Below are 26,493 nucleotides of genomic sequence, written 5' to 3'. Positions count from 1 at the left end.
CGGTCGGCTCCGTCCTAGGGTGAGCGCGTGAGCAGCACCACCGCCTCCGGGCACGGCGAGACAGGGTGGCCGATCCGCCCGGCCGCGGCGGGCGCCGACCCGGGAGCGACCCTGCGCACGGCTCTCTGGACCCCGCGTGCGCTGCGCTGGTACGCGGGAGCGGTCTTCTCGCTCTTCTGGGTGTACTCGACCGTGCCGTCGATCCTCGACGATCCGGAGTGGCCACGCCGCGTCGTCGGCGTCGCCCTCATCGCCGCTTTCAGCGCCGGATTCCTCGTCGCACCGCCGCTCGCCTGGACCCTCGCGACGCGGGGCCGGCTGCTGATCTGCCTCGGACTGCTCGCCTTCTCCTTCACCCTCCTCCCCTGGCTCGGGCGGGACGTGACGGGGCTCTGGACCTACGTCGGAGTCCTGGTCGGCATGTGCGTGTTCACCTGGCGCCTCACGGCCACCCTGATCGGAGCCCTCGCCTCCGTGACGCTCGCCGTCCGCCTCGAGAGCGACGGCGTCACCGAGACCGCCTTCGTGGTGCCGGTGATCATCCTCTCCATCTCCCTGATGATGGCCACCTTCGCGCGCACGATCGCCACCGTCAACCAGCTCCGCGACACCCGCGCCGAGCTGGAGGTCCTGACGGCCGAGCGCGAGCGGAGCCGGGTCGCCCGCGACATCCACGACATTTTGGGCCATTCGCTGACGGTGATCACCGTGAAGTCGGAGCTGGCCGGGCGCCTCCTCGACGCCGACCCGGAGCGGGCGCGGGCCGAGATCGCGGACGTGGAGTCGCTCGCGCGGGGCGCTCTCGCCGACGTCCGCGCGACCGTGTCCGGCTTCCGGGCCACGACCGCGAGCGGAGCGCTGGCCGCCGCGCGCGGCGCTCTCGCCGCGGCGGGGATCTCCGCCGACCTGCCCTCCTCCACCGACACCGTGCTCCCGCAGCATCGCGAGCTGGTGGGGTGGGTGATCCGCGAGGGAGCGACGAACGTCGTCCGCCATTCGAGCGCCTCGCGCTGCCGGATCCGCCTCACCGCCTGCGAGGTCGAGATCGCGGACGACGGAGTGGGTCCGCAGCCGGGAGCAGCGGGCTCGACCGGACTGGCCGGGCTCCGCGAGCGGGTCGAGGCGGCGGGCGGCCGGCTCTCCGTCGGGACGAGCGAGCTCGGGGGCTTCCGCCTGGCGGCTACCCTCCCCGGAGGCGGACGGTGAGCGCTCTGCGCCTCCTGATCGCCGACGACCAGGCGCTGGTGCGGGGCGCACTCGCCGCCCTGCTCTCGCTGGAGTCCGACATCGACGTGGTGGCGGAGGTCGGCCGCGGGGACGAGGTGGTCGCCGCGGCGCTCGCCTCGACGCCGGACGTCGCGCTGCTGGACATCGAGATGCCGGGGCTGGACGGGATCGCCGCCGCCGCGCTCCTCCGCCAGGCGCTGCCGGCCTGCCGCGTGCTGATCGTGACGACCTTCGGCCGTCCCGGCTACCTCAGCCGCGCGATGCAGGCGGGGGCATCGGGCTTCGTGGTCAAGGACACGCCCTCGGCTCAGCTGGCGGACGCCGTACGGAGGGTCGGGCAGGGGCTGCGCGTGGTCGATCCCGCGCTCGCTGCGGAGTCGCTGGCGCAGGGAGGCACGCCCCTGACCGAGCGGGAGGCCGACGTGCTCGCCGCCGCGCGCACCGGAGGCTCGATCGCCGATCTCGCCCGGATGCTGCACCTCTCGCCGGGGACCGTGCGGAACCACCTCTCGGCGGTGATCGGCAAGACGGGCGCCCGCAACCGGGCCGACGCCCTCCGGATCGCGGAGCGCAACGGCTGGCTCTGAGAGTCCGGCCCGGCGGCACGATCACGGCGCTCCGCTCCGGAGCCGACCGCAGCGGAGCGCGACAGGAACGCCGAAGGCCCCGGCTCGACGCGCGAACCGGGGCCTTCTCGCTGTAGCGGGAGCGGGACTTGAACCCGCGACACCACGATTATGAGCCGTGTGCTCTAACCACCTGAGCTACCCCGCCGCGCGTTCTTCGCAGGTCTGGCCTGCGGGGAACGGAGCCCCCTGTGGGAATCGGACCCACTACCTCTTCCTTACCAAGGAAGTGCTCTACCAATGAGCTAAGGGGGCGCACCTGCGGGTCTGACAGCCCCTCTCGGGGCGTGCCCGCGATTTGGCACCGTTAGACGATAGCACCTCCGCGGAGCGTCGATGACCGCGGGGGACGCGCCCCCGCGGCCGCCCGTCTGCGGCTACGCCCGGCTCGCCTCGTCGAGCGCGGCGAGCTCCTCGGCGCTCAGCTCGAGGGAGGCCGAGGCGATCAGCGCCGGCAGCTGCTCCATCACGCGGGCGCTGGCGATCGGCGCGACCACTCCGGGCTGCGAGCGGAGCCACGCGAGCGCCACCGTCGCCACCTCGGCGCCGTGCGCCTCCGCCGCCGCATCGAGCGCCGCCAGCACCCGGCGGCCGCGGCCGTCGAGGTAGCGGGAGGCGCCGTCGGCGCGCGGACCCTCGGGCGTCGATCCGTCGCGGTACTTGCCGGTCAGGAAGCCCGACGCCAGGGCGGAGTAGGGGACGACGGCCAGCCCCGCCTCGCGGGCGAGGGGCAGCAGGTCGGCCTCGATCCCGCGCTCCACGAGGTTGTAGTGCGGCTGCAGCGCGACGGGCGCGTGCAGGCCCTCCTCGCCCGCGATGCGCAGCCACTCCGCGACGCGATCGGCGCTGAAGTTCGACACTCCGATCGCGCGGACCAGGCCCTGGTCCACGAGCTCCGAGAACACGGCGGCGATGTCGGCCATCGGCACGGCCTCGTCGTCGAAGTGGGCGTAGTAGAGGTCGATCCGGTCGGTCGCGAGGCGCTCGAGGGAGGCGCGGGCGGCCGCGCGCACGGTGTCGGGCGCGAGGCCGGTGAACTGCGGGTGGCGGCCCGCCTTCGTCGCGATCACCACGTCGTCCCGGTCCCCCGAGCGATGCGCGAGCCACTCGCCGATGATCGTCTCGGACTCGCCGCCCGTGTTGCCCGGGACCCAGGCGGAGTAGGCGTCGGCGGTGTCGATGAAGTCGCCGCCCGCGGCCGTGTAGCCGTCGAGGACGTCGAAGGAGGTCTGCCGCCCCGCGGTCCAGCCGAAGACGTTGCCGCCGAGCGAGAGCGGGAAGACGTCGATGCCGGAGTCGCCGAGCGGCGAGCGGGTGACGGAGGAGGATGCTGCGCTGTCGATGCTCATCCCCCGATTCAAGACCCGCTCCCCGCCGTGATCGATCCCCCTCCCGCGCATGCGCGGCAAGGACTCAGGCTCTCAGCGCCGCGGGTAGTCGGCGTAGGCGAAGCGCGTCGAGTCCGGCGCCCAGCCGGAGACGTTGATCGTCCCCTGCCCGCCGTGGAGGCGCTCCAGCACGCGGCCGGGCTCGAGCGTCGCGCGCCCGGGGAGGTCGAGCAGCCGCAGCTCGACGTCGACGTTCTCGGGGTGCCCGGCTGTCCCCTCCGGATAGGCGAGGTAGAGCAGGTGCGCGCCGTCGGGCGACTCGTGCGGGAACCAGTCGACCGTGTCCGACTCGACCAGGCGGGAGAGCGCGGAGCCGTCGAGACCGATGCGGAACAGCTGCGCCCCGCCTCCGGCCCGCTCGGAGTTGAAGACGAGGGTGCGGCCGTCGGCCGAGACGTCGACGCCGTCGTCGGCCGGCTCGTCGTCGGTCAGGGCGGTGAGCGCGCCTCCTCCGGCTGGCATCGTGTAGACGTCGGTCCGCCACCGCCCGGAGGCGTCGCCGCCGCCGATCAGCGCGAGGGTCGCGCCGTCGGGCGAGACGCCGTGCAGGTAGTGCTTGAAGCGCGCGCCCTCGCGCTCGGCGGTCAGGCGGCGGGCGGGGGCGGAGCCGTCGAGCTCGACCGCGTAGAGGTGCCCGTCGCGCGCCGAGACGTAGGCGAGCCCGCCGGACGGGGCGAGCACGTGGTCGTTGTTGAGCTCGGCCGGCACCCCGTCGAGCGGGATCGGCTCGAGCACGGCCGCCCCCTCGAGCGGCAGCCGGAAGAGGCCGCCGTCGCCGTTCACGATCAGGGCGGAGCCGTCCGGAGTCCAGTTCGGCGCCTCCACGAGGACGGAGTCGGACTCGAAGACGGTCGTCGACTCCCCCGTCGCGAGGTCGTGGACGCGGAGTCGGCAGAGCTGGTCGGGGAGGAGCGAGCGGGCCATGCTCCCCACGGTAGGGCCCTGGCGGATCACGACGGGGCCGTCAAGCCTCTCCGCACTCAGGTTGCGCGGGAGGGCGCTCCGATATTCTTGACCGACTTATGCGCTGGGTACACCTTGGGAGGAACATGTGATGCTCCTCATCCTCGTGATCTCGTTCGCGATCGCCGTGGTGACCCCCTGGCTGGTGGACCGGTTCGGGCCGAAGACGTTCTACGCGCTGGCGCTGATCCCGGCCGCGAGCTTCGTCGCCACCGCGACCGCCCTGCCGACGATCCTCGACGGCGGCGAGATCCGCGAGTCCGTGCCGTGGATCCCCGCGCTCGACATCGCCCTCTCCTTCCGCCTGGACGCGCTCTCGATCGTCCTCGCCCTCGTGGTCAGCGGAGTCGGCGCCCTGGTCCTCGCCTACTGCGCGACGTACTTCAGTCGCGACGAGCCCTCGCTGGGCCGGTTCGCAGCGCTTTTGTCCGCGTTCGCCGGAGTGATGTACGGGCTGGTCACGGCCGACGACGTGATCATCCTCTTCGTCTTCTGGGAGGCGACGAGCGTCCTCTCCTACCTCCTCATCGGCCACTACAGCGGGCGCAAGGAGAGCCGGGGTGCCGGTCTCCAGGCGCTCCTGGTCACGACTCTCGGCGGGCTGGCGATGCTGGTCGGGATCATCGTCCTGATCGTGCAGGCCGGCACCACGAGCCTCTCCGGGATCGTCGCCGCCGCCCCCTCCGGCCCGATCGTGTCGACGGCCCTGGTGCTCGTGTTGCTCGGCGCGTTCTCGAAGTCGGCCCTGGTGCCGTTCCACTTCTGGCTGCCGGCCGCGATGGCCGCTCCCACGCCGGTCAGCGCCTACCTGCACGCCGCCGCGATGGTGAAGGCGGGCATCTACCTCGTCGCGCGCCTCGCGCCGGGCTTCGCCGACGACTCCGTCTGGCTGCCCGTGGTGGTGAGCGTCGGAGTCTGGACCATGCTCGTCGGCGGCTGGCGCTCGCTCCGGCAGTACGACCTCAAGCTCGTGCTGGCCTACGGCACCGTCAGCCAGCTCGGCTTCCTGACCGTCGCCGTCGGCTTCGGCTCGCGCGACGCCGCGCTGGCCGGACTGACCCTGCTCGTCGCCCACGCCCTCTTCAAGGCGCTGCTCTTCCTCACCGTCGGCATCGTCGACCACCGCGCCGGCACGCGCGACCTCCGCAAGCTCAGCGGCCTGGGACGGCAGGCGCCGGTGCTCGCGGGCGCCGCCCTCGTCGGCGTGCTGTCGATGGCGGGCATCCCGCCGCTGCTGGGCTTCGTCGCCAAGGAGGCCGTGTTCACGAGCCTGATCTCGGCGATCGAGCAGGGCTCGTTCTGGGCCTGGGTCGCGCTGGTCGGCCTCGTCCTCGGCTCGATCCTCACCGTGGCCTACTCCGCGCGCTTCTTCTGGGGCGCCTTCGCCCGGAAGAAGGGGCTCGAGGACACGCACCTGCACGCCGAGCCGTGGACCTTCACCGCCGCCCCGGTGCTGCTGGCCGCCGCCAGCGTGATCGGCGGGATCGCCGCCTCCGTGGTCGACCCGCTCGTCGCCGTCTACGCGGACACCCTCCCCTACGCCGCTCCGGACGCCGACCCGGAGCTCGCCGCCGCCGCGGAGGCCTCCGACCACGGCGGCTACCACCTCGCGCTCTGGCACGGCTTCGAGCCCGCGCTGGCACTCAGCGCCCTCGTGATCGCCGTCGGACTCCTGCTCTTCGCCAAGCGCGTCGCCGTCGCGCGCGCCCAGTCGATGCTGCCCAACCGGATCGACTCCGCCGAGGGCTACTGGGCCACCGTCCGCTGGCTCGACCGTGTCGCCAGCACGGTCACCGAGTCCGTCCAGCGCGGCTCGCTCCCCCGCTACCTGACGGTGATCTTCGCGGTCTTCGTCCTCGGCGTCGGCGGTGCGGCCGCCCTCAACCGCACCTGGCCGGGCGATCTCGTCTTCTGGGACAGCCCGGGCCAGCTCGCGGTCGCGGCCGTGATGATCCTCGCGGCGGTGCTGTGCGCGATCGCCCGCAACCGCGTCGCCGCCGTGCTGCTGGCCGGCGCCACCGGCTACGGGATGGTGGCCCTCTTCGCCCTGCAGGGCGCACCGGACCTCGCCCTCACCCAGGCGCTGATCGAGACGGTGACCCTCGTGGTCTTCGTCCTGGTGCTGCGCCGCCTCCCGACCCGCATCGCCGCGAAGCACCAGCCGATGCGCAAGCGCCTGCGCGCCGTCATCGGCATCGCGGTCGGAGCGGTCATGGCCCTCGCCGCCACCATCGCCCTCGGCGCCCGGACCGCGACGCCGATCTCGGCCGAGCTGCCCCGCCTCGCCTACGAGGAGGGCAAGGGCCGCAACATCGTCAACGTCCTGCTCGTCGACATCCGCGCCTGGGACACGATGGGCGAGATCTCGGTCCTCGTCGTGGTCGCCACCGGCGTCGCGAGCCTGATCTTCCTCTCCAGCCGGGCCGGAGGCGCTCCCCGCCTCGAGTCGCAGAGCGCCGACGACCGCCGCGAGCGCGCGATGGACCTGACCACCTCCTCCGCCGACGCCGAGCGCGACGGCGACCGCGGCTCATGGCTCGTCGCCGGGCGCACGCTCCGGCCGGAGAACCGCTCGATCGTGCTCGAGGTGCTGGTGCGCCTGCTCTTCCACCCCGCGATGATCGTGTCGGTCTACCTGCTCTTCACCGGACACAACACCCCGGGCGGAGGCTTCGCGGGCGGCCTGCTCGCCGGTCTCGCCCTCGTCGCGCGCTACCTCGCCGGCGGCCGCTTCGAGCTCGGCGAGGCCGCGCCGATCGACGCGGGCAAGGTCCTCGGACTCGGCCTCTTCTTCGCCGTCGGCACCGCCGTCTCCTCCCTCGCCTTCGGCCTCGAGGTCCTCGAATCGAGCTGGCTCGACCTCGAGGTGCCGGTGCTGGGCGAGCTCCACCTGGGCACGTCCACCCTCTTCGACATCGGGGTGTACCTGATCGTGATCGGCCTCGCCCTCGACATCCTCCGCAGCCTCGGCGGCGAGGTCGACCGCCACGGCGAGGAGGCCGAGCAGGGCTCCCCCTCGGGCGACGGCGTCACGCACTCGACCGACAGCACCCCCGGCCCCGGCCAGGGCACGGTCGACGGGCTCGAGACCTCGCTCCCCACCGGCTCCACGGTCGTCGGCGGACCGGGCAGGGGGGACGGCGCATGAGCATCACCCTCGTCCTCGTCGTCGTGATGGCGGTGATGTACGCGGCGGGCGTCTACCAGATGCTCGAGCGCAGCCTCACCCGCATCCTGATCGGGTTCCTGCTCGTCGGGAACGCGACCAACATCCTCATCCTGCTGATGGCCGGCCGCTCGGGCATCGCGCCGTTCGTCACCGACGACGGGCGCTCCTACGAGCAGATCGCCGCCGAGATGGCCGACCCGCTGCCGCAGGCGCTGATCCTCACCGCGATCGTGATCACCTTCGGGGTGTCCGCCTTCCTCCTCGCGATGATCTACCGGCGCTGGCGCCTCGCCAACGCCGACCAGGTGGAGGACGACGAGACCGACGCCTCCGTCCGCGAGGACGCGGCGGGCATCTCGGCCCAGACCACCGCCGACGACCGGGCGCTCGACGTCCTGCTCGAGTCCAGCGACGAGGGCACCGCCGCCAAGCACGGGGAGAGCGCCATGACCGACGACAGGAAGGAGGACCGATGAACGCCCTGATCCCGCTCGTCGTCACCCTCCCCCTCCTGGGAGCGGCCGTCGCGCTGATCCTCGGACGCCACCGGCGCGCGCAGATCACCGTGAACATCGTGACGCTCTCGAGCGTTCTGGTGATCTCCTCGGTGATGCTCGTGCTGGTCCTCACCGGCGACGGAGGCGGCAGCGCCGTCTACGTGGGCGGCTGGGAGCCGCCGTGGGGCATCGTGCTGGTCGTCGATCCGCTCGCCGCGCTGATGCTCGTGATCACCTCGATCACCCTGCTGGGCGTCCTGCTGTTCTCGGTCGGCCAGGGCCTCGTCGACGGCAACCGCGAGACGCCGGTCACGATCTTCCACCCGACCTACCTGATCCTCTCGGCGGGCATCCTCAACGCCTTCGTCGCGGGCGACCTCTTCAACCTCTACGTCGGCTTCGAGATCCTGCTGGCCGCGAGCTACGTGCTGATCACCCTGGGCGGCACCGCGCCGCGGATCCGCGCCGGCACGACCTACGTGGTCGTCAGCCTGGTCTCGAGCGTGTTCTTCCTCTCGGCCATCGGCCTGCTCTACGGCGCCACCGGCACGGTCAACATGGCGCAGCTCTCGATCCGCATCGCCGAGCTCCCCGCCGACGTGCAGCTGGTGCTCCACGTGGTGCTGCTGCTCGGCTTCGGGATCAAGGCGGCCGTGTTCCCCCTGTCGTTCTGGCTCCCGGACTCGTACCCCACGGCTCCGGCGCCGGTCACCGCCGTCTTCGCCGGACTCCTCACCAAGGTCGGCGTGTACGCGCTGATCCGCACCGAGACCCTGCTCTTCCCCGGCGGGAGGCTGAGCGAGGTGCTGCTGGTGGTGGCGCTGCTGACGCTGATCGTCGGCATCCTCGGCGCGGTCGCGCAGGCCGACATCAAGCGGATGCTGTCCTTCACGCTGGTCTCGCACATCGGCTACATGGTCTTCGGGATCGCCGTGGGCACCCCGGCCGGCTACGCGGCGACGATCTTCTACGTCATCCACCACATCACGGTGCAGACGACGCTCTTCCTCGCGACCGGCCTGATCGAGCGCGTCGGCGGCACCACCTCGATCCTGCGCCTCGGCGGGCTGCTCAAGGCCTCGCCGCTGCTGGCGCTGCTCTACTTCATCCCCGCGATGAACCTCGGCGGGATCCCGCCGTTCACCGGCTTCCTCGGCAAGGTGGGGCTCTTCGTCGCCGGCACGGAGGCGGCCGTCGACCAGCCGTCGTGGCTGATCTGGGCCGTCATCGCCGCCGGAGCCGTCACCTCGCTCCTGACCCTCTACGCCGTCGCGCGCGTCTGGAACATGGTCTTCTGGCGCCGGCAGGAGGAGGTGCCCGGCTACGAGTCGCCCCTGATCGACCAGCTGCAGGAGGACCCCGACGACACGGGCAGCATCCGCACCCGCCACTCGCCGCCCATGATGGTGCTCGCCACCGCGGGGATGGTCGTCGTCGGCGTCGTGCTGACCGTCGGCGCCGGTCCCCTCTACGACGCGAGCGAGCGAGCGGCGAGCGCGGTCGCCGACCCCGCGACCTACATCGCGACCGTCTACCGCGACTCGTCCTTCGGAGAGGAGGGGCCGCGATGAGCCCCCGCCGCCGCGTCGACATCTGGAACCGCGTCGCGATGTTCGTGACCCTCGTCGGGATCTGGGTGCTGCTCTGGGACGACGTCTCGGTGCTGTCGATCGTCACCGGCTTCCTGGTCGCCCTGCTGATCACCCGGGTGTTCTACCTGCCGCCGGTCGAGTTCTCGAACCGCATCAACCCGTGGTTCGTGCTCCTCTTCCTCCTGCGCCTGCTGGCCGACATCGCGGTGGCCTCGGTGCGGGTGTCCTGGCAGATCCTGACCCTGCCCGTCCCGGTGCACAACGCCATCGTCGCCGTGCACCTGCGCAGCCGCTCCGAGGGGATGCTCGTCTGGACGACGGAGGCCGTCTCGCTCGTCCCCGGCTCCCTGGTGATCGACGTGGACCCGCAGCTGAACGTCCTCTACCTGCACGTGCTCGGCGTGACCCACGACGAGGGCGAGCGGATCGACGAGGTGCGCCGGACGGTCCTCCGGACGGAAGCGCGCATCGTCCGGGCCATCGGCTCCCGCGAGGACGTGCAGCGCGTGAATCGGCCGATCGAGGCCGGATCGGGGGTGGTCCGGTGATCGACTGGCTGATTTGGATCCTGGTGCCGGTCTTCGGCGCCGCCTGCCTGCTCGCGCTCGTGCGGATCCTCCGCGGTCCGTCCGTGCTCGACCGGGTCGTCGCGGCCGACGTGCTCGTCGCGACAATCATCTGCGGGATCGGCGCCGAGATGGCGGTCAACCACCACGCGCGGACCCTGCCCGTCGCGCTCGGGCTCGCGCTGTTCGCCGTCTTCGGATCGATCAGCGTCGCCAAGTTCATGGCCAACCGCGAGGAGGACTGACATGGACCTGTTCTTCGACGTGCTCACCGCTGTGCTGCTGCTGGTCGGCGCCCTGCTCTCGCTGCTGGCCGCGATCGGCTTGATGCGGTTCGACGACCTGCTCTCCCGGATGCACGCGGGCACGAAGCCGCAGGTGCTCGGACTGATCTGCGTGATGCTCGCGGTCGCCATCCGGAACCCCGGCTTCGCCGCCGCAGGGACCATCGTGCTGGTGATCGGCTTCCAGCTGCTGACCGTGCCCGTCTCGGCGCACATGGTCGGCCGGGCGGCCTACCGGGCCGAGGCCGTCTCTCCTGGGTACCTCGTCGCCGACGAGCTCGCGGAGGCGGTCACCCGCGCCGACGAGCAGGCCCGCGCGACCGGGCCCGAGACCGCGCACGCGTCCGAGGAGCGGGCGCGCACCTCCTCCGCGCCCCCGCCCGAGGACGAGGACGGCCCGGCCGCGACCGCCTAGGCGACGAGGACGAGCTGCACGGCGGAGGCGCCGGTCATGCTGCGCAGCGCGAATCCGCCGATCGCGAGGGTGACGGCGACCAGGCCGCCGACCAGCAGCACCAGCAGCGGCACCACCCACAGCAGCGCCCGTCGGCGTCGGGCTCGGGCCTCGTCCGGTGTCTCATCGATCACCCGTCGACTGTACGGGACGGCGGAGGGCGTGCCCCCGGCGCCCCCGGGGCGCCCGATAAACTCGACCCCATGACCCTGGACTCCGCTACCTCCGGCGCGCCCGAGAACTCCCCCGGCCCCGACTCCGAGGCCGAGCACCGCCGGGGAGCCGAGTGGTGGCGCACCGCCGTCATCTACCAGATCTACCCGCGCTCCTTCGCGGACGCGGACGGCGACGGCATCGGCGACCTGCCCGGCATCGCCTCGCGCCTCGAGAGCCTCGCCGAGCTCGGCGTCGACGCGATCTGGCTCTCGCCCTTCATGACCTCGCCGCAGAAGGACGCGGGCTACGACGTCGCCGACTACTGCGACGTCGATCCGCTCTTCGGCACCCTCGCCGACTTCGACGCGATGCTCGCCCGCGCTCACGCCCTGGGCATCCGGATCATCGTCGACCTCGTCCCCAACCACTCCTCCAGCGCCCACCGCTGGTTCCAGGAGGCGCTCGCCGCTCCCGCGGGCAGCGCCGAGCGGGCGCGCTACCTGTTCCGCGACGGCCGGGGCGAGTCGGGCGAGCTGCCCCCGAACAACTGGGAGTCTGTCTTCGGCGGCCCCGCGTGGACCCGCGTCATGGAGCCCGACGGCTCGGCCGGCCAGTGGTACCTGCACCTCTTCGACACCTCGCAGCCCGACTTCGACTGGACGAACGAGTGGGTGCGCGAGCGCTTCCGGGAGGTCCTCCGCTTCTGGCTCGACCGCGGCGTCGACGGCTTCCGCGTCGACGTCGCGCACGGGATGATCAAGGCCGAGGGGCTGCCCGACTACACGCCGCCCGCCGACAGCGGGTCGATGGGCGGAGTCGCTCCCGCCGACGGCGAGGAGCCCGCCACCGCCCCCTACTGGGCGCAGGACGGCGTCCACGAGATCTACCGCGACTGGCACTCCCTGCTCGCCGAGTACCCGGACGACCGCGTGCTCTGCGCCGAGGCGTGGGTGCAGCCGCTCTCCAAGCTCGCCCGCTGGGTCCGCCCCGACGAGATGCACCAGGCCTTCAACTTCGCCTACCTCGAGACCCCGTGGAGCGCACCCGCCCTCCGCGACATCATCGACTCCTCCGTCGAGGCCTTCGCCGCCGTCGGCGCCCCGTCGACCTGGGTGCTGTCGAACCACGACGTCGTGCGCCACGCGAGCCGCCTGGCACTGACGTCCGACAACCCGCAGGGCTACGGCATCGGCCCGCGCACGCCGGGACTCCCCGACCCCGTCCTGGGGCTGCGCCGCGCTCGTGCCGCGACCGCCCTCATGCTCGCGCTCCCCGGCTCCGCCTACGTCTACCAGGGCGAGGAGCTCGGGCTCCCCGAGGCGATCGACCTGCCGGACTCGGCGCGTCAGGACCCGACCTGGTTCCGCACGGGCGGCGAGCGCTACGGCCGTGACGGCTGCCGGGTGCCGATCCCGTGGGAGGCGGACGCACCCGCGTACGGCTTCAGCGGCACCGGCGACTCCTGGCTGCCGCAGCCCGGCGACTGGGCGCCGCTCGCGCGCGACCGCCAGCGCGGTGTCGCGGGCTCGACGCTCGAGCTGTACCGGTCCCTGCTCGCGGTGCGCCGCGCCGAGGACCTGGGCTCCGGCGCCGTCGAATGGCTCGAGGGCTACCCGGAGGACGTCGTGGCGTTCCGCAACGGAGCCGTCACGGTGATCGCGAACCTCGGCGAGGCTCCGGTCGAGCTGCCCGTCGGCTCCGTGGTGCTGTCCTCGGAGGAGCTGCACGAGCCGGCGCTGCCCGCCGACACCACGGTCTGGCTGCGCGCGGAGTAGCGGGCCGCGGGGTCCGCCCGGCGGCGCCCGCGTCCCGCCGCCGGTTCAGCGCCCGGCGTTGGCCTTGAGCCAGAGGTAGGAGTCGACCTTCGTCACGCCGTCGAGGCGGATCTCGAAGTGCAGGTGCGGGCCGGTCGACATGCCGGTCGTGCCCACCAGGCCGAGGAGCTGACCGACCTTCACCGGGTCGCCCTCGGACACGGCCGCCGAGCCGTGCTGCATGTGCGCGTACACGCTCGAGACGAGCTGCCCGTCGATCTCGTGGTCGACGATCACGTGCACGCCGAGCGAGCCCTCGCCGTCGATGACCGTGCGCACGACGCCGTCGGCGATCGCCTGGATGGGCGAGCCGTCGCCCGGGTTGAAGTCGGTGCCGCCGTGGTTCACCGAGCAGCCCGCGCAGTTGCGGTAGCCGAAGCGGTCGCCCACCGGCACGCCGACGGCGAAGGGCCACTGGATGGACGCGTTCGGGTCGTTCGTGAAACCGGTGTCGGAGGTGCGGACGATGTCGGCGACGTTGGTCTGCGTCTTGCGCTCCTGCACGCCGAACCCGTCGCGGGCGACCGTCTCGGCGCTGACCTCGCCGGCGACGAACGACTGCGCGCCGCGGCGGGCGTCGGCGCCGAAGGGGGTCGAGAGGCTCTGCGCCTGCACGTCCTCCGCGGTCAGGAGCGATGTGGCCGGCAGAGAGGTCGCCGCCACGATGGCCGCGACGAAGGAGAGGGCGACGAGTCCGCCGACCCGGGCCCGGCGCACGGGCCGGAGCGGCGTCGCGCGCGGAGCGGGGACGGGCGCCGGGGCGCTGCGGACCGAGGCGACGCGGCGCTCCGCCTCGCGCAGCTGCTCCGCCGTGGGAGCCGCGAGGAGGTCGTCGGAGCCGCTCGCCAGCGAGACGTCGGAGGCGAGGGCCAGAGCGCGCTCGCGCTCGCGGAGCTCGCGACGGGAGAGGGGTGGAGTCGATTCGCCGGGGGTCGATGCAGGGGCAGCGGGGGCGGGCGAATCGGGGCTCACGAAATCGATGTCTTCCGTCGGGGGCAGGGGACGAGCGGGCCTCCAGGGAGAGGCACCGCTCGGCTCCGTGAGCGCAGCCTGTGCGAACATCACGAATTCATAAAGGATAACCACGGCCGGCGGGATCCGGCCAGAGGCCGCCGCGCACAGGCGCGATCGGGGCACGACGCGCGGCGAGCCCCGGCGGGATCCTGCGCCGGTCCGCCTCTCGGCGCACGGAATCCGTGTCGGCTCCGCCTGGGAGAGCGGTTACACCTCGTCCGCGCGCAGGCGGCGCAGCAGATCCTCCAGCTCGGCGAAGAGAGGATCAGGTGCCGCGATGAGCAGCCCGGAGCCGAAGGATGCGCCGTCGAGTCCCGCGACCCGCGCACCCGCCTCCTCGGCGATGAGGGCGCCCGCAGCGAGGTCCCACGGGTTCAGGCCCCGCTCGTAGTACGCGTTCAGCTGCCCGGTGGCCACCGAGCACAGGTCGAGCGCCGCCGAGCCGATGCGGCGGATGTCGCGGACCGAGCCCAGGAGCTCCTGCACCACGGCGCCCTGACGCATCCGGCGGCCCGCGTCGTAGCCGAAGCCGGTGCCGACCAGCGCGAGCGAGAGGGAGGAGGGAGCCGAGACCTGCAGCGCGACTCCGTCCCGCTCGGCTCCCCCGCCTCGGCTGGCCGTGGTCACCTCGCCCGTCGCTCCGTTCACGACCGCGCCGGCGAGCGCGGTCCAGGTCGCGGGATCCGGCTCCCCCTCCACCACAGCGATGCTGACCGCGTAGGAGGGGATGCCGTAGAGGTAGTTGACGGTCCCGTCGATCGGATCGACGACCCAGGTCAGCCCGCTCGTGCCGCCCCCCGACCCCGACTCCTCGCCGAGGAAGCCGTCGTCCGGACGCGCCTCGGCCAAGCGCCTGCGGATCAGCTCCTCGACCTCCCGGTCCGCGGCCGTCACCACGTCCTCCGGGGACGACTTCGACGCGGCGATCTCGACACCGTCCTGCCGCCGCTGGCGGGCGAGGTGCGCCGCCTCGACGGCGATCGAGCGGGCGATGGCGAGGAGGGGGGCGTTGTCGCTCATGGCCCCAGCCTAGGGATCGGGCCCATCATGGGGGGATGAGCACCCCTATCGCCCTCACGGGAGCCACCGGAGCCGTGGGCGGTCGCGTCGCGCGCGAGCTCGCCGACGCCGGTCACGCCCTCCGCCTGCTGGTCCGCGACCCGTCCCGCGCGCCCGAGCTCCCCGGGGCCGAGGTGGTGCGCTCCTCCTTCGCCGACGCGGGCGACTCGCTCGAGGGCGTGCGCCTCCTCCTGATGGTCTCCGCCTCCGAGAACGAGGAGCGCCGCGCCGAGCACCTCGCGTTCGTCGGTGCAGCCGCCGCCGCGGGTGTCGAGCACGTCGTCTACACCTCCTTCGCCGGAGCCGCACCCGATGCGGTCTTCACCCTCGCCCGAGACCACGCGGCCACCGAGGACGCGATCCGCCGCTCCGGCATGGGCTGGACGTTCCTCCGCGACAACCTCTACCTCGACTTCCTGCCCGCGATGCTCGGCGACGACGGCGCGATCCGCGGACCCGCGGGATCGGGCCGTGCCGCCGTCGTCGCGCGCGAGGACGTGGCCCGCGCCGCCGCCGCGGTCCTCCGCTCCCCCTCCGAGCACCGCGGAGCCGCCTACGAGCTGACCGGGCCCGAGGCCCTCACCCTCGACGAGGTCGCGGCGACCCTGACGGCGGCGGGCCGCCCCGCCGTGTACGTCGACGAGACCCTCGAGGAGGCGTACGCGTCACGCCGCCGCTGGAACGCACCGGACTGGCAGCTGGACGCCTGGGTCAGCACCTACTCCGCGATCGCCGCCGGACAGCTGGAGCACGTCTCGTCCGACGTCGAGCGGCTGACCGGACGGCCGCCGCTCTCCCTCGCAGGGTTCCTGGAGCAGGAGGCGCGGGGCTGAGGCGACGGCGCGGGCCGGGCCGACGGCGCGGGCCGGGCCGACGGCGCGCGAGGTGCGACGGGACGAAGACGCCGGGCCCGGCGATCCGCCGGACCGGTGCTCCCCCGGAAAGGCACTCCGCCGAAAGGGCGATCCCCCGACATGCGGAACGCCCCGCGCATCTCGTGATGCCGGGGCGTCTGCTGGATGTTCCTGCTCGGTGGCGAGTGAGGGATTCGAACCCCCGAAGGCTACGCCGTCTGATTTACAGTCAGATCCCTTTGGCCGCTAGGGTAACTCGCCGTGGCGCACCCGACCGCGTGTTCACAACCGGAGGCGCTCAGCAAGGATACCCACGCGACCGGCGGATCGGAAATCGGTGCCGCGCGGCCTCAGTCCGCCTCCGCCGCGTAGCGGGACGCCGCCTCCGCGACCTTCCCCGCGTAGCTCCCGGCCGGGTTGTATGCCGCGATCGCCGCCCGCCATCCCGACTCCGTCGAGAGGTCGCCGCCGGCGTCGCAGAGGTACCGGGCGGCGGTCACCGCCTGCTGGTCCACGTTCTGCGGATCCCATCCGCTCGACGCCCACGCCATCCACGTCGCCGGGATGATCTGCAGCGGACCCATCGCCCGGTCGACCTCGGCGTCGCCGTCCAGAGCCCCGCCGTCGTTGTCGGGGACCCGGTCGAAGCGCGTTCCGTCCAGGCGCGGACCGTAGATCGGCTCCGTCGGCCGCCCGTCCTCGCCCAGCTCGCCGCCGTTGATCGTGCCGTGCCTGCTCTCGACGTAGCCGATGCCGGCCAGGGTCGCCCAGTCCAACCGGCAGTCGGGGTCGACCGACGCCGTGAGGAGGGCCGTGCCCGCGTAGGCGGTGAGCGCACGCAGCGGGATGCCGCTCCCCTCGGACGCCGTGCCCAGCCACGCCTCGTCGGCGAGCAGTCGCACCGGCGTCGCCGCGGCCTGCTCGGGATCCTCCAGCACGACGGGGTCGGCCGCGACGGGAGCGGTCGCCGCGGGAGGGACGGTGGACAGGCCCTCCTCGACCGTCAGCGCGGGCGGCCGCTGGCCGCAGCCGGCCAGGAGGAGGCCGGCGAGCGGGACGAGGACGAGAACGGGGAGGCGGCGCACCTCTCAGAGGTACCAGCCGCGCCTGGGGCCGGGCTCCGCCACGCCTGAAAGCTAAACTCGGAGCCATGGCAGATTCAACGTTCGACGTCGTCAGCAAGATCGACAAGATGGAGGCGGACAACGCCCTGAACCAGGCCCACAAGGAGGTCGAGCAGCGCTACGACTTCAAGAACGTCGGCGCCTCGATCGCCTGGAGCGGCGAGAAGATCCTGATCAAGGCCAACACCGAGGAGCGGGCGAACGCCATCCTCGACGTCTTCCAGTCGAAGCTGATCAAGCGCGGCATCAGCCTCAAGAGCCTCGACGCGGGCGAGCCCTTCGCGTCCGGCAAGGAGTACCGGATCGAGGCCACCCTCAAGGAGGGCATCGACCAGGAGCACGCGAAGAAGATCAACAAGCTCATCCGCGACGAGGCGCCGAAGTCGGTCAAGTCGCAGATCCAGGGCGACGAGCTCCGCGTCTCCTCGAAGAGCCGCGACGACCTCCAGGCGACCATGGCGCTCCTGCGCGGGGCCGACCTCGAGCTCGACCTCCAGTTCGTCAACTTCCGCTGAGGAATGACGCACACGGGAGCACGCGCGTGATCGCCGGCATCGACGAGCCCGACCGGCGGGGCCGCACCGGACTCGACCGGGAGGGCCTCGACCTCGTCGGGAACCCCGACGTGGTCGTGAAGGAGGTCACCCTCCTCTCGAGCGACTGGTACGTCCTCCGCACCACCCGCTTCGACTACCGGCACCGCGACGGCAGCTGGACCAGCGAGCAGCGCGAGACGTACGACCGGGGGAACGGCGCGGCGGTCCTGCTCTACGACGCCGACGCGCGCACCGTCGTCCTGATCCGGCAGTTCCGCTACCCCGCGTACGTGAACGGCGACCTCGACGGGATGCTCCTCGAAGTGCCCGCCGGTCTCCTGGACGAGGACGGGCCCGAGGAGGGCGCCCGCCGCGAGGCGTCCGAGGAGACCGGACTCGAGGTCGGCCGGCTCGAGCACGTGTTCGACGCGTTCATGAGCCCCGGCTCGGTCACCGAGAAGCTGCACTTCTACGCCGGGCGCTACCGTGCGGGCACCCGCAGCGGAGCATTCGCGGGACTCGCCGACGAGGGCGAGGACATCGAGGTCCTCGAGCTCTCGTTCGACGAGGCGCTGACCCAGATCGGCGTGCAGATCGTCGACGCGAAGACGATCATGCTCCTGCAGTGGGCGGCCCTGTCCGGCCCGTTCTCGCGCTGACGCGCGAGCGTCGCGGCTGCGGGCGCATCAGCGCGCGTACTCGGCGAGGGCGCGTCCGGTCAGCGTGTCCGCCGCCGCGAGCCCGACCGGAGTCCCCTCGAAGACGATCGTCCCTCCGTCGTGCCCGGCTCCGGGCCCCACGTCGATGATCCAGTCCGCGTGCGCCATCAGGGCGCGGTGGTGCTCGATCACCACGACCGAGTTCCCGGAGTCGACCAGCCGGTCGAGCAGTCCGAGCAGCGTGTCGACGTCCGCGAGGTGCAGGCCCGTGGTCGGCTCGTCGAGCAGGTAGACGGATCCGGACGAGGCCATGTTGATCGCGAGCTTGAGGCGCTGACGCTCGCCCCCGGACAGCGTGTTCAGCGGCTGTCCGAGCGTGAGGTAGCCGAGACCGACGTCGACGAGACGGGCGAGCACCGTGTGCGCCGGTCCGCTCGCGAAGAACTCCGCGGCGTCGACGATCGGCATCGAGAGCACCTCGTGGATGTTCCTCCCGCGGAGGCGGTACTCGAGCACCTCAGCGGTGAACCGCTTGCCGTCGCACTCCTCGCAGACCGACGAGACCGTCGCGGCGGGGCCCAGCTCGGTGAAGATCATCCCGGCCCCCTTGCAGACGGGGCAGGCGCCTGCCGAGTTCGCGCTGAAGAGCGCTGGTCTCACACCGTTCGCCTTCGCGAAGGCCGCCCGGATCGCGTCGAGGACCCCGGTGTAGGTCGCCGGATTGCTGCGCCGCGAGCCGCGGATCGGCGACTGGTCGGCCACCACCACGCCGGGCCGACCCGCGAGCGAGCCGTGCAGGAGCGACGACTTCCCCGACCCGGCGACTCCGGTGACGACGGTCAGCACGCCCAGTGGGACGTCCACGTCGACGCCGCGGAGGTTGTGCGTGGAGGCCCCGCGGATCTCCACCGCCCCGGTCGGACGGCGCACGGCCTCCTTCAGCGGGACGCGGTGACCGAGATGACGGCCCGTCAGGGTGTCCGACGTGCGCAGCTGCGCCACCGTCCCCTCGAACCGCAGCTCGCCGCCGTGCGCGCCGGCCCTCGGACCGAGGTCGACCACGTGATCGGCGATCTCGATGATCTCCGGCTTGTGCTCGACCACCAGGACGGTGTTGCCCTTGTCCCGCAGGCGGCGCAGCAGCTCGATCATCCGCGAGACGTCGTGCGGATGCAGACCCGCCGTCGGCTCGTCGAAGACGTACGTGACGTCCGTGAGGCTCGATCCCAGATGCCGCACCATCTTGACCCGCTGCGCCTCACCGCCCGAGAGGGTGCCCGACTCCCGGTCGAGCGACAGGTAGCCCAGCCCGACCTGGACGAGGGCGTCGAGCGTCCCGAGGAGGGTCTCGACGATAGGAGCGACGGACGGCGCCTGCAGCCCGCGGAGCCACGCGGCGAGGTCGGTCGCCTGCAGCGCGGCGCACTCGGCGATGTTCCGGCCCCCGATGCGCGACTCCAGCGCCACCCGGGTGAGCCGGCCGCCTCCGCACTCGGGACAGGGGGCGAAGGTGGCCACCCGCTCGGCGAAGGCGCGGATGTGCGGCTGCGCCGCCTCCTTGGCCAGGTAGAGGCGGGTGACCTTCACCAGGAGGCCCTCGTAGGTCATCGTCATCCCGGCGATGGCCATCTTCGTGGCCGGACGGTGGAGGAACGCGTCCATCTGCTCGGGCGTGAAGTCGGCGATCGGCACATCGGCCGGATAGAGGCCCGACTCGGCGAGGCCCTTCCAGTACCAGCCGCCGACGACGAAGTTGGGGATCGCGTCGAGAGCGCCGCCCTCGAGCGACTTCGAGCGGTCGATCAGCGCGTCGAGGTCGATGCTCGACACCCGGCCCGTCCCCTCGCATCGGGGGCACATCCCCTCCGGCAGGTTGAAGGAGAACGCACCGCTCGTGCCCGCGTGCGGGTCGCCGATCCGGCTGAAGAGGATCCGCAGCATCGTGTACGCGTCGGTCGCCGTGCCGACCGTGGACCGGCCGTTCGACCCCATCCGCTCCTGATCGACGACGATCGTGGCCGACAGTCCGTCGAGCGACTCCACGTCCGGGCGGGCCGGCGACCCCATGAACTGCTGCACGAAGGCGGAGTAGGTCTCGTTGATGAGGCGCTGGGACTCGGCCGCGATGGTGCCGAAGACGAGCGACGACTTGCCGGAGCCCGAGACCCCGGTGAACACGGTGATCCTCCGCTTCGGGATGTCGACGTCGATCCCCCGGAGGTTGTTCTGGCGCGCACCGCGCACCCGGATGACGTCGTGGGGCGAGGCCGTGGTCATGCTGTCTCCGTCCAGAGCGGTGCCCGAATCCTAGAGGAGGTGCGCGGCGTCCGCGCCGGAACGACGAACGGCCCCCCGGAGTGCACCGGAGGGCCGTTCGGAGAGCACGCGTCAGAGCGCGACCGGCTCCGCCCGCGATATCGCGATCATGTCCTCGCGAGGAACGACCTTCACGCGCGCACGGCCCTCGGGCTCGCCGAGCGCCATCTCGTGCTCGTCCAGCCGGTGCCAGCCGTCGAGATCCGTGTAGGCGATGTCCCGCTCCTCGAGCAGGGCGACCACGGCCGCCTCCTCGGGGTGCTCGGGCGTCCACCAGGACGCCTGGTCGTTGAGCACGTGCGCGACGGTCTCCATGGCGTCGGACTTGGTGTGCCCGATGAGGCCCACCGGTCCGCGCTTGATCCAGCCGGTCGCGTACACGCCGTGGACCTGCTGGTCCTCGTCGTCCAGGACCTGGCCCTCGCGGTTCGGGATCACGCCGCGCATCTCGTCGAACGGGAGGCCGTCGAGCGGCGAGCCGAAGTAGCCGACCGCGCGGTACACGGCCTGGACCGGGACCTCGCGGATCTCACCCGTGCCGCGCACGCCGCCCTCGCCGTCCGGCTCGGTGCGCTCGTACCGGATCGCGCCGACCCGACCGGATCCGTCGTCCACGAACTCGAGCGGCTTCGCCCAGAAGTGCAGGTGGAGACGACGCGAGGCGCTCCCGACCTCACGGGTGCGCCACTGGTTGAGCACCCGGTTGATGACCATGACCTGCTTGTTGGTCGCGATGGCGGCCTCCGAAGCGGGATCGAGGTCGAAGTCCTCGTCGGCGACGATCATGTCGACGTCGCGCAGCTCGCCCAGCTCGCGCAGCTCCAGCGGCGTGAACTTCACCTGAGCGGGACCGCGGCGCCCGAAGACGTGCACGTCGGTGACGGGAGAAGCCTTCAGCCCCTCGTAGACGTTCGGCGGGACCTCGGTGGGCAGGAGGTCCTCGGCGTGCTTCGCCAGCATCCGCGAGACGTCGAGCGCCACGTTGCCGTTGCCGATGACGGCGACGGAGGACGCCTCCAGCGGCCAGGTGCGCGACACGTCGGGGTGGCCGTCGAACCAGCTGACGAAGTCGGCCGCACCGTAGGAGCCCTGGAGCTCGACACCCGGGACGTCGAGCGGAGCGTCGCGGACGGCGCCGGTCGCGAAGATCACGGCGTGGTAGTGCCGCTTGAGATCCTCGAGCGTGATGTCGGTCCCGAAGTGCACGTTGCCGAAGATGCGGATGTCGCCCCGGTCGAGCACCTCCCGCAGCGCGGTGATGATCCCCTTGATGCGCGGGTGATCGGGCGCGACGCCGTAGCGGACCAGGCCGTAGGGCGCGGGCAGGTGCTCGAACAGATCGATCGAGACGTCGTACTTCTTCTCGGCCTTGATCATGAGGTCGGCGGCGTAGATGCCCGCGGGACCCGCGCCGACGATGGCCAGCCTGAGCTTGGTCATTGCGTTCCTCCTGCCGGGGCGCCGCAGCGCACAACCGGTCTCATTCCTGCGGCGCAGGGCGCGCCGCGACGATCGGGGTCAGCCGTTGCGCTCGACGACGGTGTCGGCGAAGCGCGTCAGCGCCTTGCGGACGGAGCCGTCGGGCAGCGGAGCGAGGGCGGCGACGGCCTCGTCGGCCCACCGGTGGGCCTCGGCGAGGGTCTGCGCGGTGACGTCGTGATCGCGCAGCTGAGCGATGGCGTCCGAGATGTCGGCGCTCTGCTCCTCCGTGTGCGCGATGGCGTCGTTCGAGCGGCTCACATAGCTCTCGATGCGGGCGAGGAGAGCCGCGGCGTCCCTGTCCGAGGAGGCGCGCTCGCGCAGGCGCAGGATCGGCAGCGTCGACACGCCGGCGCGGATGTCCGTGCCGGGGTTCTTGCCGGTCTCCTCCGGCTGGGGAGAGAGGTCGATGACGTCGTCGACGATCTGGAACGCGACGCCGATCTTCTCGCCGAAGACGCGCATGGCCTCCTCGTACTCCTCCGGAGCCTCCGAGAACGCGACTCCCGTGCGGCCCGCCGCGGCGATCAGGGACCCGGTCTTGTCGGCCAGGACGGACAGGTAGTGCTCGACCGGGTCCTCGCCGTCGGTCGGGCCGACCGTCTCGTGCAGCTGCCCGAGGACGAGCCGCTCGAACGTGTCGGCCTGGAGCCGGATCGCCTTGTCTCCGAGCTCGACCATCAGCTGGTTCGCGCGGGCGAAGAGCAGATCGCCCGTCAGGATGGCCACGTTGTTGCCCCACACGGTCTGCGCCGACGGGACGCCGCGGCGCTTCTCCGCCTCGTCCATGACGTCGTCGTGGTAGAGCGATGCGAGATGCGTGATCTCGATCGCCTGCGCACCGAGCAGGACCTGCGGCGTGTTGCCGCGGCCCAGCGACGCGGCCAGGAGGGTGAGCATCGGGCGCACGCGCTTGCCGCCCGCCTCGAGGAGGTACCGGGTGGAGACGTCGGCCACGGCGTCCGCGAAGGACAGCTGCCGGACGAGACCCTCCTCGACCTGCTCCAGACCCGCGTCGATCGTGCGGGCGAGAGCCCGGTCCGACGAGGAGGAGAAGATGCGCTCGGAGAGGCCGAGCTGCGCCGTCAGAGACGGGCTGCGACGGGCGACGGGCGCAGTGGCGTTCACAGGGAAACCCTAACGTCTCGGCCTGTGCGGACCCCGGTCGTCATCGGGTCGCCGCGATCGGCTTGACGCCGCGGTGCAGCGCCACGATGCCAGCGGTCAGATCGCGGTAGGCCACGCGCTCGAAGCCCGCCGCGCGGAGCCAGGCGGCGACGACGCTCTGCTCCGGCCAGGCCCGGATGGAATCGCCGAGATAGTCGTACGCAGGATTGTTCGACGACGCGAGGCGCACGACGGCGGGCATGACCGTCGACAGGTAGAAGTCGTACGCGGCGGCCAGCGGAGCGATCGGCGGAGTCGAGAACTCGCAGATCACGACCCGGCCGCCGGGCTTCAGCACACGCAGGAACTCGGCGAGCGCCGTCCTCGGCTCGGCCACGTTGCGCAGACCGAAGGAGATGGTCACGGCGTCGAACGACTCGTCCTCGAACGGGAGGTCCATCGCGTCGGCCTGGACGAACTCGATCCGGTCGTTGCCCGCCTGGCGGCGACGGCCGACGGCGATCATCCCCGGGGAGAAGTCGGCTGCGACGACCTGGGCGCCCGACCGCGCCAGCGACGCGCTCGACGTTCCGGTGCCGGCCGCGATGTCGAGAATGCGCTCACCGGGAGCAGGGTTGACGGCGCGCGTTGTCGCGATCCGCCAGAGCCGGTCGTTCCCCACCGAGAGGAGTCCGTTCACCAGGTCGTAGGCGGGAGCCACGGTGTCGAACATCGAGGCGACCTCGTCGGGCCGTTTGGTGAGGTCTGCCTTCGTCACGATCCGCAAGTCTACGGCGAGACGAGGGACGGCGGCTGTGCATCCGCCGTCCCGCGCCCGGTCGGCGCGCTCCCCCCCTGGGGAAGCGCCGGGACCGCCCCGCTCCGCCTCGCGCGGCGGCCCCGGACCGGATCACGGTAGCAACGGAGCCCTGCGCCCCGAGCCCCGCGGCATGGGACGTTTCATCCTCTGGCGCGGGCGTACCCTGCTGAGGTGACGCTCATCGGCGCTGGAACCCCCCTGCTGCGTGCGGAGACGACTCCACTGGACTCTCCGCCGTCGCTCCTCTCCCACTCCGACCCGAGGCGGCCCCTCCTCTGGCAGCGCGACGGCGCCGGCCTCAGCGGACGCGGCGAGGCCCTGCGCCTCGAGTTCTCGGGCCCGGAACGGCTGCGGGATGCGGCGGCGGCCTGGCGTCGGCTCTGCGACGCGGCGACGGTGGAGGACCGGGTCGGACTGCCCGGGACGGGGCTGGTCGCGTTCGGGACCTTCGCTTTCTCGAGCCGATCCGAGGCGACGAGCGTGCTGATCGTGCCGCGCACCGTGATCGGGACGCGCGACGGCCGGTCATGGCTGACGCGGATCACGATCGGCGAGGCGGAGGGACCGGATACGCCGGGCGAGGAGCCGCTGGGGGCGGCGTACCACGTGCCGCTCTCGCCGGGTGCGCTGTCGCCCGACGAGTACCGCGCGGCGGTCGCTGCCGCGGTGGAGACGATCCGGGCGGGCGAGCTGTCCAAGGTCGTGATCGCGCGCGATCTGCAGGGGCGGCTCCCGCCGGGGGCGGACCTGCGTCGGATGCTGGGTGCGCTCACCGAGCGGTACCCGGACTGCTGGGGCTTCGCCGTGGACGGATTCCTCGGCGCCAGTCCGGAGACGCTGGTCGCGGTCGATCGGGGCGAGATCTCGGCGAGGGTGTTGGCCGGCACGGCCGCGCGAGGCGAGGATCCCCTCGCCGACGCGGACGTGGAGGCCGCTCTGCTCGAGAGTCCGAAGGACCGCTCGGAGCACGCTTTCGCTCTCGCCAGTCTGGTCCGGGAACTCGAGCCCCACACACGGGAGCTGACGGCGGGCGCCACCCCGTTCACGCTCCGCCTGCCGAATCTCTGGCACCTCGCGACGGACGTGCGAGGAATTCTGGGCGACTCCTCCAGCGCGCTCGATCTCGTCGATGCTCTTCACCCGACCGCGGCAGTGGCCGGCACTCCGACCGCCGACGCCCTTGCGCTCATCGAGCACCTGGAGCCCTTCGACCGCGGTCGGTACGCAGGACCCGTCGGCTGGATCGACGGCAACGGCGACGGCGAGTGGGCCGTCGGACTCCGTAGCGCCGAGGTCACGGCCGAGGGCGCGGTCACGGCCTGGGCGGGCGCCGGCATCGTGGCCGACAGCGTTCCCGAGTCCGAGCTCGCCGAGACCCGCATGAAGTTCCGCCCGATCACCGACGCTCTGGCCTGACGCACGTCGGGAATCGTTGAAGCCGTCGGCTACCCGCCGCTTACCCCGCCCGGTCCCCGTCGAGCCGGGGAACCCCCGGCCGTCGTCCTGCGCCCACCGGCGGACGCCCGGGCAGCGCCGGCGGTCTGGTCGTCACCCGGCGGCCGGTCGGTGTGGTCCAGTCCGCTGTGCCGTCCGGATGGAGCAGATACGTCCAGCGGTCGCCGTGGCGCACGTGGTGGTGGGCGACGCACAGGGAGGCGAGGTTGTCGGGAGTCGTCTCTCCCCCGTTCCGCCATTCGACGCTGTGGTCGGTCTCCGTCGAGGACGCCGGCCGGGTGCAGCCCGGGAAGCGGCAGGTCTGGTCGCGGAGGCGGACCAGCAGCCTCATCCTCGGCGGCGGGAGGCGGTGGCGGCGCCCGACGGAGACGACCGCGCCGGTTTCCTCGTCGATCAGCACGGGAGTGAAGGCGGCGGCGTCGTCGATGAGCGCTCGCACCGCCTCGGCGGGGATCGGCCCGTAGCCGTCGAGCTCGGCGGCCGCCTCGTCGTCACCTGCGGCGGTGCTCGCCGCCACCGTGACTCTCACCTCGGCCCGCGGCCCGGTCGAGGGCGCCGCGGCTCCCTCCGGAGTGGTCCACGCCACGTCCCCGTGGCAGAGCAGGTCGGCCCACGCGTCGGCGCGGAGCTGCGCCAGCGTCCGCAGATCGCGGTCCCCTTCGGCGCCGTTTCGCAGATCCCTCGCGATGCGGTCGAGCCGGGCGAGCGCTCCGACGGCCTCGGGCGCGGGGACGTGCGCGCACACCGTCGCCATGCCGTCGATCCCGGCTGTCATCCACACCCGGCGGTCCTCGCGGGCGCGAGCGTGCCGCTCGGCGAGGGGCTCGTCGTGCAGCTCCTCCCGCACCCGCGCGAGGGCGTGGCGCAGCTGCCCCGGGGTCAGCGTCTCCGCGAGGTCGACGGCCCGGTCGTCGTAGGCCGCGCGCGCCGCTGCCGGGAGGGTCGCCGCGACGGAGCAGACGAGCTGGCCGGCCTCCCAGCGCATCCTGGCGTCGGCGAGCGCGGAGCGGGTCCGCGGCAGCTCCTCCATCAGGAGCGAGGCGTGCAGCAGCTCCCTGGCGGCGGTGCGCTCGGAGACCCCGAGGGCGACGGCGAACTCCGCTCGGATCGACCGTTCGACGAGGTCCGTCGCATCCTTGCTGTCCGTCGAGGAGCCTCGGGCGAACGCGTCGGGACAGGTCAGCGCCGCGCGGTGTCCCGCGTGCAGCGCCTCCGCCGCGGTCAGGAGCACCGGGGAGGCGCTCCTCGCGAGCGCCGCCGCCCGGTCGCCGAGGGCGAGGACCTCTCCTCGCACCGTCTCCGCATCAGCCATGCCTCCAGCGAAGCAGCAGCAG

24 protein-coding genes and 3 tRNA genes are annotated in these 26,493 nt (G+C 72.4%); 13 read left to right on the top strand and 14 right to left on the bottom strand.

What is annotated here, in order from left to right:
- The first annotated feature begins 27 nt into the window (after positions 1–27).
- Together C5D09_RS03210 and C5D09_RS03205 are read left to right on the top strand one after the other, a co-directional pair.
- Positions 28–1,206 carry a sensor histidine kinase gene (locus C5D09_RS03210; protein WP_258066897.1) on the top strand — a complete coding sequence of 393 codons (1,179 nt, stop codon included), beginning with the start codon at positions 28–30 and terminating at the stop codon, positions 1,204–1,206.
- Positions 1,203–1,814: a response regulator gene (locus tag C5D09_RS03205; RefSeq protein ID WP_181135003.1), complete on the top strand. Its 612-nt coding sequence runs from the start codon at positions 1,203–1,205 to the stop codon at positions 1,812–1,814. The genes C5D09_RS03210 and C5D09_RS03205 overlap by 4 nt, the downstream gene beginning before the upstream one ends.
- A 113-nt stretch (positions 1,815–1,927) precedes the next feature.
- Here C5D09_RS03205 and C5D09_RS03200 read toward each other — a convergent pair.
- The 4 genes from C5D09_RS03200 to C5D09_RS03185 form a co-directional block, all read right to left on the bottom strand.
- Positions 1,928–2,001, bottom strand: a tRNA-Met gene (locus tag C5D09_RS03200).
- A gap of 35 nt (positions 2,002–2,036) precedes the next feature.
- Positions 2,037–2,108 (bottom strand) — tRNA-Thr (locus C5D09_RS03195).
- A 122-nt stretch (positions 2,109–2,230) separates the two neighbouring features.
- Complete coding sequence (locus tag C5D09_RS03190; protein ID WP_104268589.1) at positions 2,231–3,202, bottom strand: aldo/keto reductase; 972 nt, start codon at positions 3,200–3,202, stop codon at positions 2,231–2,233.
- 72 nt (positions 3,203–3,274) lie between these two features.
- Entirely contained in the window at positions 3,275–4,165 is an 891-nt protein-coding gene (locus tag C5D09_RS03185; protein WP_104268588.1) for a PD40 domain-containing protein, read from the bottom strand.
- A gap of 130 nt (positions 4,166–4,295) precedes the next feature.
- Here C5D09_RS03185 and C5D09_RS03180 point away from each other — a divergent pair, with 130 nt between their 5' ends.
- The 6 genes from C5D09_RS03180 to mnhG are packed head-to-tail and all read left to right on the top strand — an operon-like array spanning position 4,296 to position 10,727.
- Positions 4,296–7,352 carry a Na+/H+ antiporter subunit A gene (locus C5D09_RS03180; RefSeq protein ID WP_104268587.1) on the top strand — a complete coding sequence of 1,019 codons (3,057 nt, stop codon included), beginning with the start codon at positions 4,296–4,298 and terminating at the stop codon, positions 7,350–7,352.
- The gene (locus C5D09_RS03175) at positions 7,349–7,849 is read left to right on the top strand and encodes a Na(+)/H(+) antiporter subunit C (protein ID WP_104223614.1); all 501 of its coding nucleotides are present in this window, start codon (positions 7,349–7,351) and stop codon (positions 7,847–7,849) included. Before C5D09_RS03180 ends, C5D09_RS03175 begins: the two co-directional genes overlap by 4 nt.
- Positions 7,846–9,441, top strand: a complete 1,596-nt coding sequence (locus C5D09_RS03170) for a Na+/H+ antiporter subunit D (protein WP_104227034.1) — start codon at positions 7,846–7,848, stop codon at positions 9,439–9,441. The genes C5D09_RS03175 and C5D09_RS03170 overlap by 4 nt, the downstream gene beginning before the upstream one ends.
- The gene (locus C5D09_RS03165; RefSeq protein ID WP_104234245.1) at positions 9,438–10,010 is read left to right on the top strand and encodes a Na+/H+ antiporter subunit E; all 573 of its coding nucleotides are present in this window, start codon (positions 9,438–9,440) and stop codon (positions 10,008–10,010) included. Before C5D09_RS03170 ends, C5D09_RS03165 begins: the two co-directional genes overlap by 4 nt.
- Complete coding sequence (locus C5D09_RS03160; protein WP_308470711.1) at positions 10,007–10,273, top strand: monovalent cation/H+ antiporter complex subunit F; 267 nt, start codon at positions 10,007–10,009, stop codon at positions 10,271–10,273. The genes C5D09_RS03165 and C5D09_RS03160 overlap by 4 nt, the downstream gene beginning before the upstream one ends.
- Position 10,274: 1 nt before the next feature.
- A complete protein-coding gene (gene mnhG / locus C5D09_RS03155; RefSeq protein ID WP_244229587.1) occupies positions 10,275–10,727 on the top strand; it encodes a monovalent cation/H(+) antiporter subunit G in 453 nt (150 codons plus the stop codon).
- On the opposite strand, the gene C5D09_RS17375 is transcribed toward mnhG, so the two are convergent.
- Positions 10,724–10,900, bottom strand: a complete 177-nt coding sequence (locus C5D09_RS17375; RefSeq protein ID WP_159939698.1) for a hypothetical protein — start codon at positions 10,898–10,900, stop codon at positions 10,724–10,726. The two genes, mnhG and C5D09_RS17375, sit on opposite strands and share 4 nt — an antisense overlap.
- Positions 10,901–10,969: 69 nt before the next feature.
- On the opposite strand from C5D09_RS17375, the gene C5D09_RS03150 reads away from it, so the two are divergent.
- On the top strand, positions 10,970–12,697 hold the full coding sequence (locus C5D09_RS03150) for a glycoside hydrolase family 13 protein (RefSeq protein WP_104268586.1): 1,728 nt from the start codon (positions 10,970–10,972) through the stop codon (positions 12,695–12,697).
- 45 nt (positions 12,698–12,742) lie between these two features.
- Here C5D09_RS03150 and C5D09_RS03145 read toward each other — a convergent pair whose 3' ends face one another.
- Both C5D09_RS03145 and C5D09_RS03140 read right to left on the bottom strand, forming a co-directional pair.
- A complete protein-coding gene (locus C5D09_RS03145; protein WP_104266745.1) occupies positions 12,743–13,708 on the bottom strand; it encodes a M23 family metallopeptidase in 966 nt (321 codons plus the stop codon).
- Positions 13,709–13,957: 249 nt separating this feature from the next.
- A complete protein-coding gene (locus C5D09_RS03140) occupies positions 13,958–14,770 on the bottom strand; it encodes an inositol monophosphatase family protein (RefSeq protein ID WP_104260456.1) in 813 nt (270 codons plus the stop codon).
- A gap of 35 nt (positions 14,771–14,805) precedes the next feature.
- On the opposite strand from C5D09_RS03140, the gene C5D09_RS03135 reads away from it, so the two are divergent.
- The gene (locus C5D09_RS03135) at positions 14,806–15,642 is read left to right on the top strand and encodes an NAD(P)H-binding protein (protein WP_104268584.1); all 837 of its coding nucleotides are present in this window, start codon (positions 14,806–14,808) and stop codon (positions 15,640–15,642) included.
- 200 nt (positions 15,643–15,842) lie between these two features.
- On the opposite strand, the gene C5D09_RS03130 is transcribed toward C5D09_RS03135, so the two are convergent.
- Together C5D09_RS03130 and C5D09_RS03125 are read right to left on the bottom strand one after the other, a co-directional pair.
- Positions 15,843–15,924: transfer RNA gene (locus C5D09_RS03130), tRNA-Tyr, on the bottom strand.
- A gap of 89 nt (positions 15,925–16,013) precedes the next feature.
- Positions 16,014–16,748, bottom strand: a complete 735-nt coding sequence (locus C5D09_RS03125) for a hypothetical protein (RefSeq protein WP_104268583.1) — start codon at positions 16,746–16,748, stop codon at positions 16,014–16,016.
- Between the two features lie 65 nt (positions 16,749–16,813).
- Here C5D09_RS03125 and C5D09_RS03120 point away from each other — a divergent pair, with 65 nt between their 5' ends.
- Both C5D09_RS03120 and C5D09_RS03115 read left to right on the top strand, forming a co-directional pair.
- A complete protein-coding gene (locus C5D09_RS03120; RefSeq protein WP_104223606.1) occupies positions 16,814–17,302 on the top strand; it encodes a YajQ family cyclic di-GMP-binding protein in 489 nt (162 codons plus the stop codon).
- A 26-nt stretch (positions 17,303–17,328) separates the two neighbouring features.
- Entirely contained in the window at positions 17,329–17,982 is a 654-nt protein-coding gene (locus tag C5D09_RS03115; RefSeq protein ID WP_104260458.1) for an NUDIX domain-containing protein, read from the top strand.
- Positions 17,983–18,009: 27 nt separating this feature from the next.
- Here the strand turns inward: C5D09_RS03115 and C5D09_RS03110 are convergent, their stop codons facing one another.
- The 4 genes from C5D09_RS03110 to ubiE form a co-directional block, all read right to left on the bottom strand.
- Positions 18,010–20,259 carry an excinuclease ABC subunit UvrA gene (locus tag C5D09_RS03110; protein WP_104268582.1) on the bottom strand — a complete coding sequence of 750 codons (2,250 nt, stop codon included), beginning with the start codon at positions 20,257–20,259 and terminating at the stop codon, positions 18,010–18,012.
- Positions 20,260–20,370: 111 nt separating this feature from the next.
- A complete protein-coding gene (locus tag C5D09_RS03105; RefSeq protein ID WP_104262958.1) occupies positions 20,371–21,738 on the bottom strand; it encodes an FAD-dependent oxidoreductase in 1,368 nt (455 codons plus the stop codon).
- Between the two features lie 78 nt (positions 21,739–21,816).
- A complete protein-coding gene (locus tag C5D09_RS03100) occupies positions 21,817–22,905 on the bottom strand; it encodes a polyprenyl synthetase family protein (protein WP_104233415.1) in 1,089 nt (362 codons plus the stop codon).
- A gap of 40 nt (positions 22,906–22,945) precedes the next feature.
- Positions 22,946–23,662: a bifunctional demethylmenaquinone methyltransferase/2-methoxy-6-polyprenyl-1,4-benzoquinol methylase UbiE gene (ubiE, locus tag C5D09_RS03095; protein WP_104226060.1), complete on the bottom strand. Its 717-nt coding sequence runs from the start codon at positions 23,660–23,662 to the stop codon at positions 22,946–22,948.
- A gap of 213 nt (positions 23,663–23,875) precedes the next feature.
- Here ubiE and C5D09_RS03090 point away from each other — a divergent pair, with 213 nt between their 5' ends.
- On the top strand, positions 23,876–25,120 hold the full coding sequence (locus C5D09_RS03090; RefSeq protein ID WP_374953799.1) for an isochorismate synthase MenF: 1,245 nt from the start codon (positions 23,876–23,878) through the stop codon (positions 25,118–25,120).
- A gap of 40 nt (positions 25,121–25,160) precedes the next feature.
- Here C5D09_RS03090 and C5D09_RS03085 read toward each other — a convergent pair whose 3' ends face one another.
- Positions 25,161–26,471: an HNH endonuclease signature motif containing protein gene (locus C5D09_RS03085; protein WP_104268581.1), complete on the bottom strand. Its 1,311-nt coding sequence runs from the start codon at positions 26,469–26,471 to the stop codon at positions 25,161–25,163.
- Positions 26,472–26,493: the final 22 nt, after the last annotated feature.

The sequence above is a fragment of the Rathayibacter sp. AY1C9 genome (genome assembly GCF_002932315.1).
Taxonomy (GTDB): domain Bacteria; phylum Actinomycetota; class Actinomycetes; order Actinomycetales; family Microbacteriaceae; genus Rathayibacter.
This window is presented reverse-complemented; position numbering and strand designations above follow the sequence as displayed.

Coding starts and splice junctions, on each gene's coding strand:
- C5D09_RS03185 (WP_104268588.1), bottom strand. CDS start 4,165: ATGGCCCGCTCGCTCCTCCCCGACCAGCTCTGCCGACTCCGCGTCCAC.
- C5D09_RS03105 (WP_104262958.1), bottom strand. CDS start 21,738: ATGACCAAGCTCAGGCTGGCCATCGTCGGCGCGGGTCCCGCGGGCATC.
- C5D09_RS03120 (WP_104223606.1), top strand. CDS start 16,814: ATGGCAGATTCAACGTTCGACGTCGTCAGCAAGATCGACAAGATGGAG.
- C5D09_RS03150 (WP_104268586.1), top strand. CDS start 10,970: ATGACCCTGGACTCCGCTACCTCCGGCGCGCCCGAGAACTCCCCCGGC.
- C5D09_RS03175 (WP_104223614.1), top strand. CDS start 7,349: ATGAGCATCACCCTCGTCCTCGTCGTCGTGATGGCGGTGATGTACGCG.
- C5D09_RS03110 (WP_104268582.1), bottom strand. CDS start 20,259: ATGACCACGGCCTCGCCCCACGACGTCATCCGGGTGCGCGGTGCGCGC.
- C5D09_RS03190 (WP_104268589.1), bottom strand. CDS start 3,202: ATGAGCATCGACAGCGCAGCATCCTCCTCCGTCACCCGCTCGCCGCTC.
- mnhG (WP_244229587.1), top strand. CDS start 10,275: ATGGACCTGTTCTTCGACGTGCTCACCGCTGTGCTGCTGCTGGTCGGC.
- C5D09_RS03085 (WP_104268581.1), bottom strand. CDS start 26,471: ATGGCTGATGCGGAGACGGTGCGAGGAGAGGTCCTCGCCCTCGGCGAC.
- C5D09_RS03170 (WP_104227034.1), top strand. CDS start 7,846: ATGAACGCCCTGATCCCGCTCGTCGTCACCCTCCCCCTCCTGGGAGCG.
- C5D09_RS03165 (WP_104234245.1), top strand. CDS start 9,438: ATGAGCCCCCGCCGCCGCGTCGACATCTGGAACCGCGTCGCGATGTTC.
- C5D09_RS03135 (WP_104268584.1), top strand. CDS start 14,806: ATGAGCACCCCTATCGCCCTCACGGGAGCCACCGGAGCCGTGGGCGGT.
- C5D09_RS03140 (WP_104260456.1), bottom strand. CDS start 14,770: ATGAGCGACAACGCCCCCCTCCTCGCCATCGCCCGCTCGATCGCCGTC.
- C5D09_RS03180 (WP_104268587.1), top strand. CDS start 4,296: ATGCTCCTCATCCTCGTGATCTCGTTCGCGATCGCCGTGGTGACCCCC.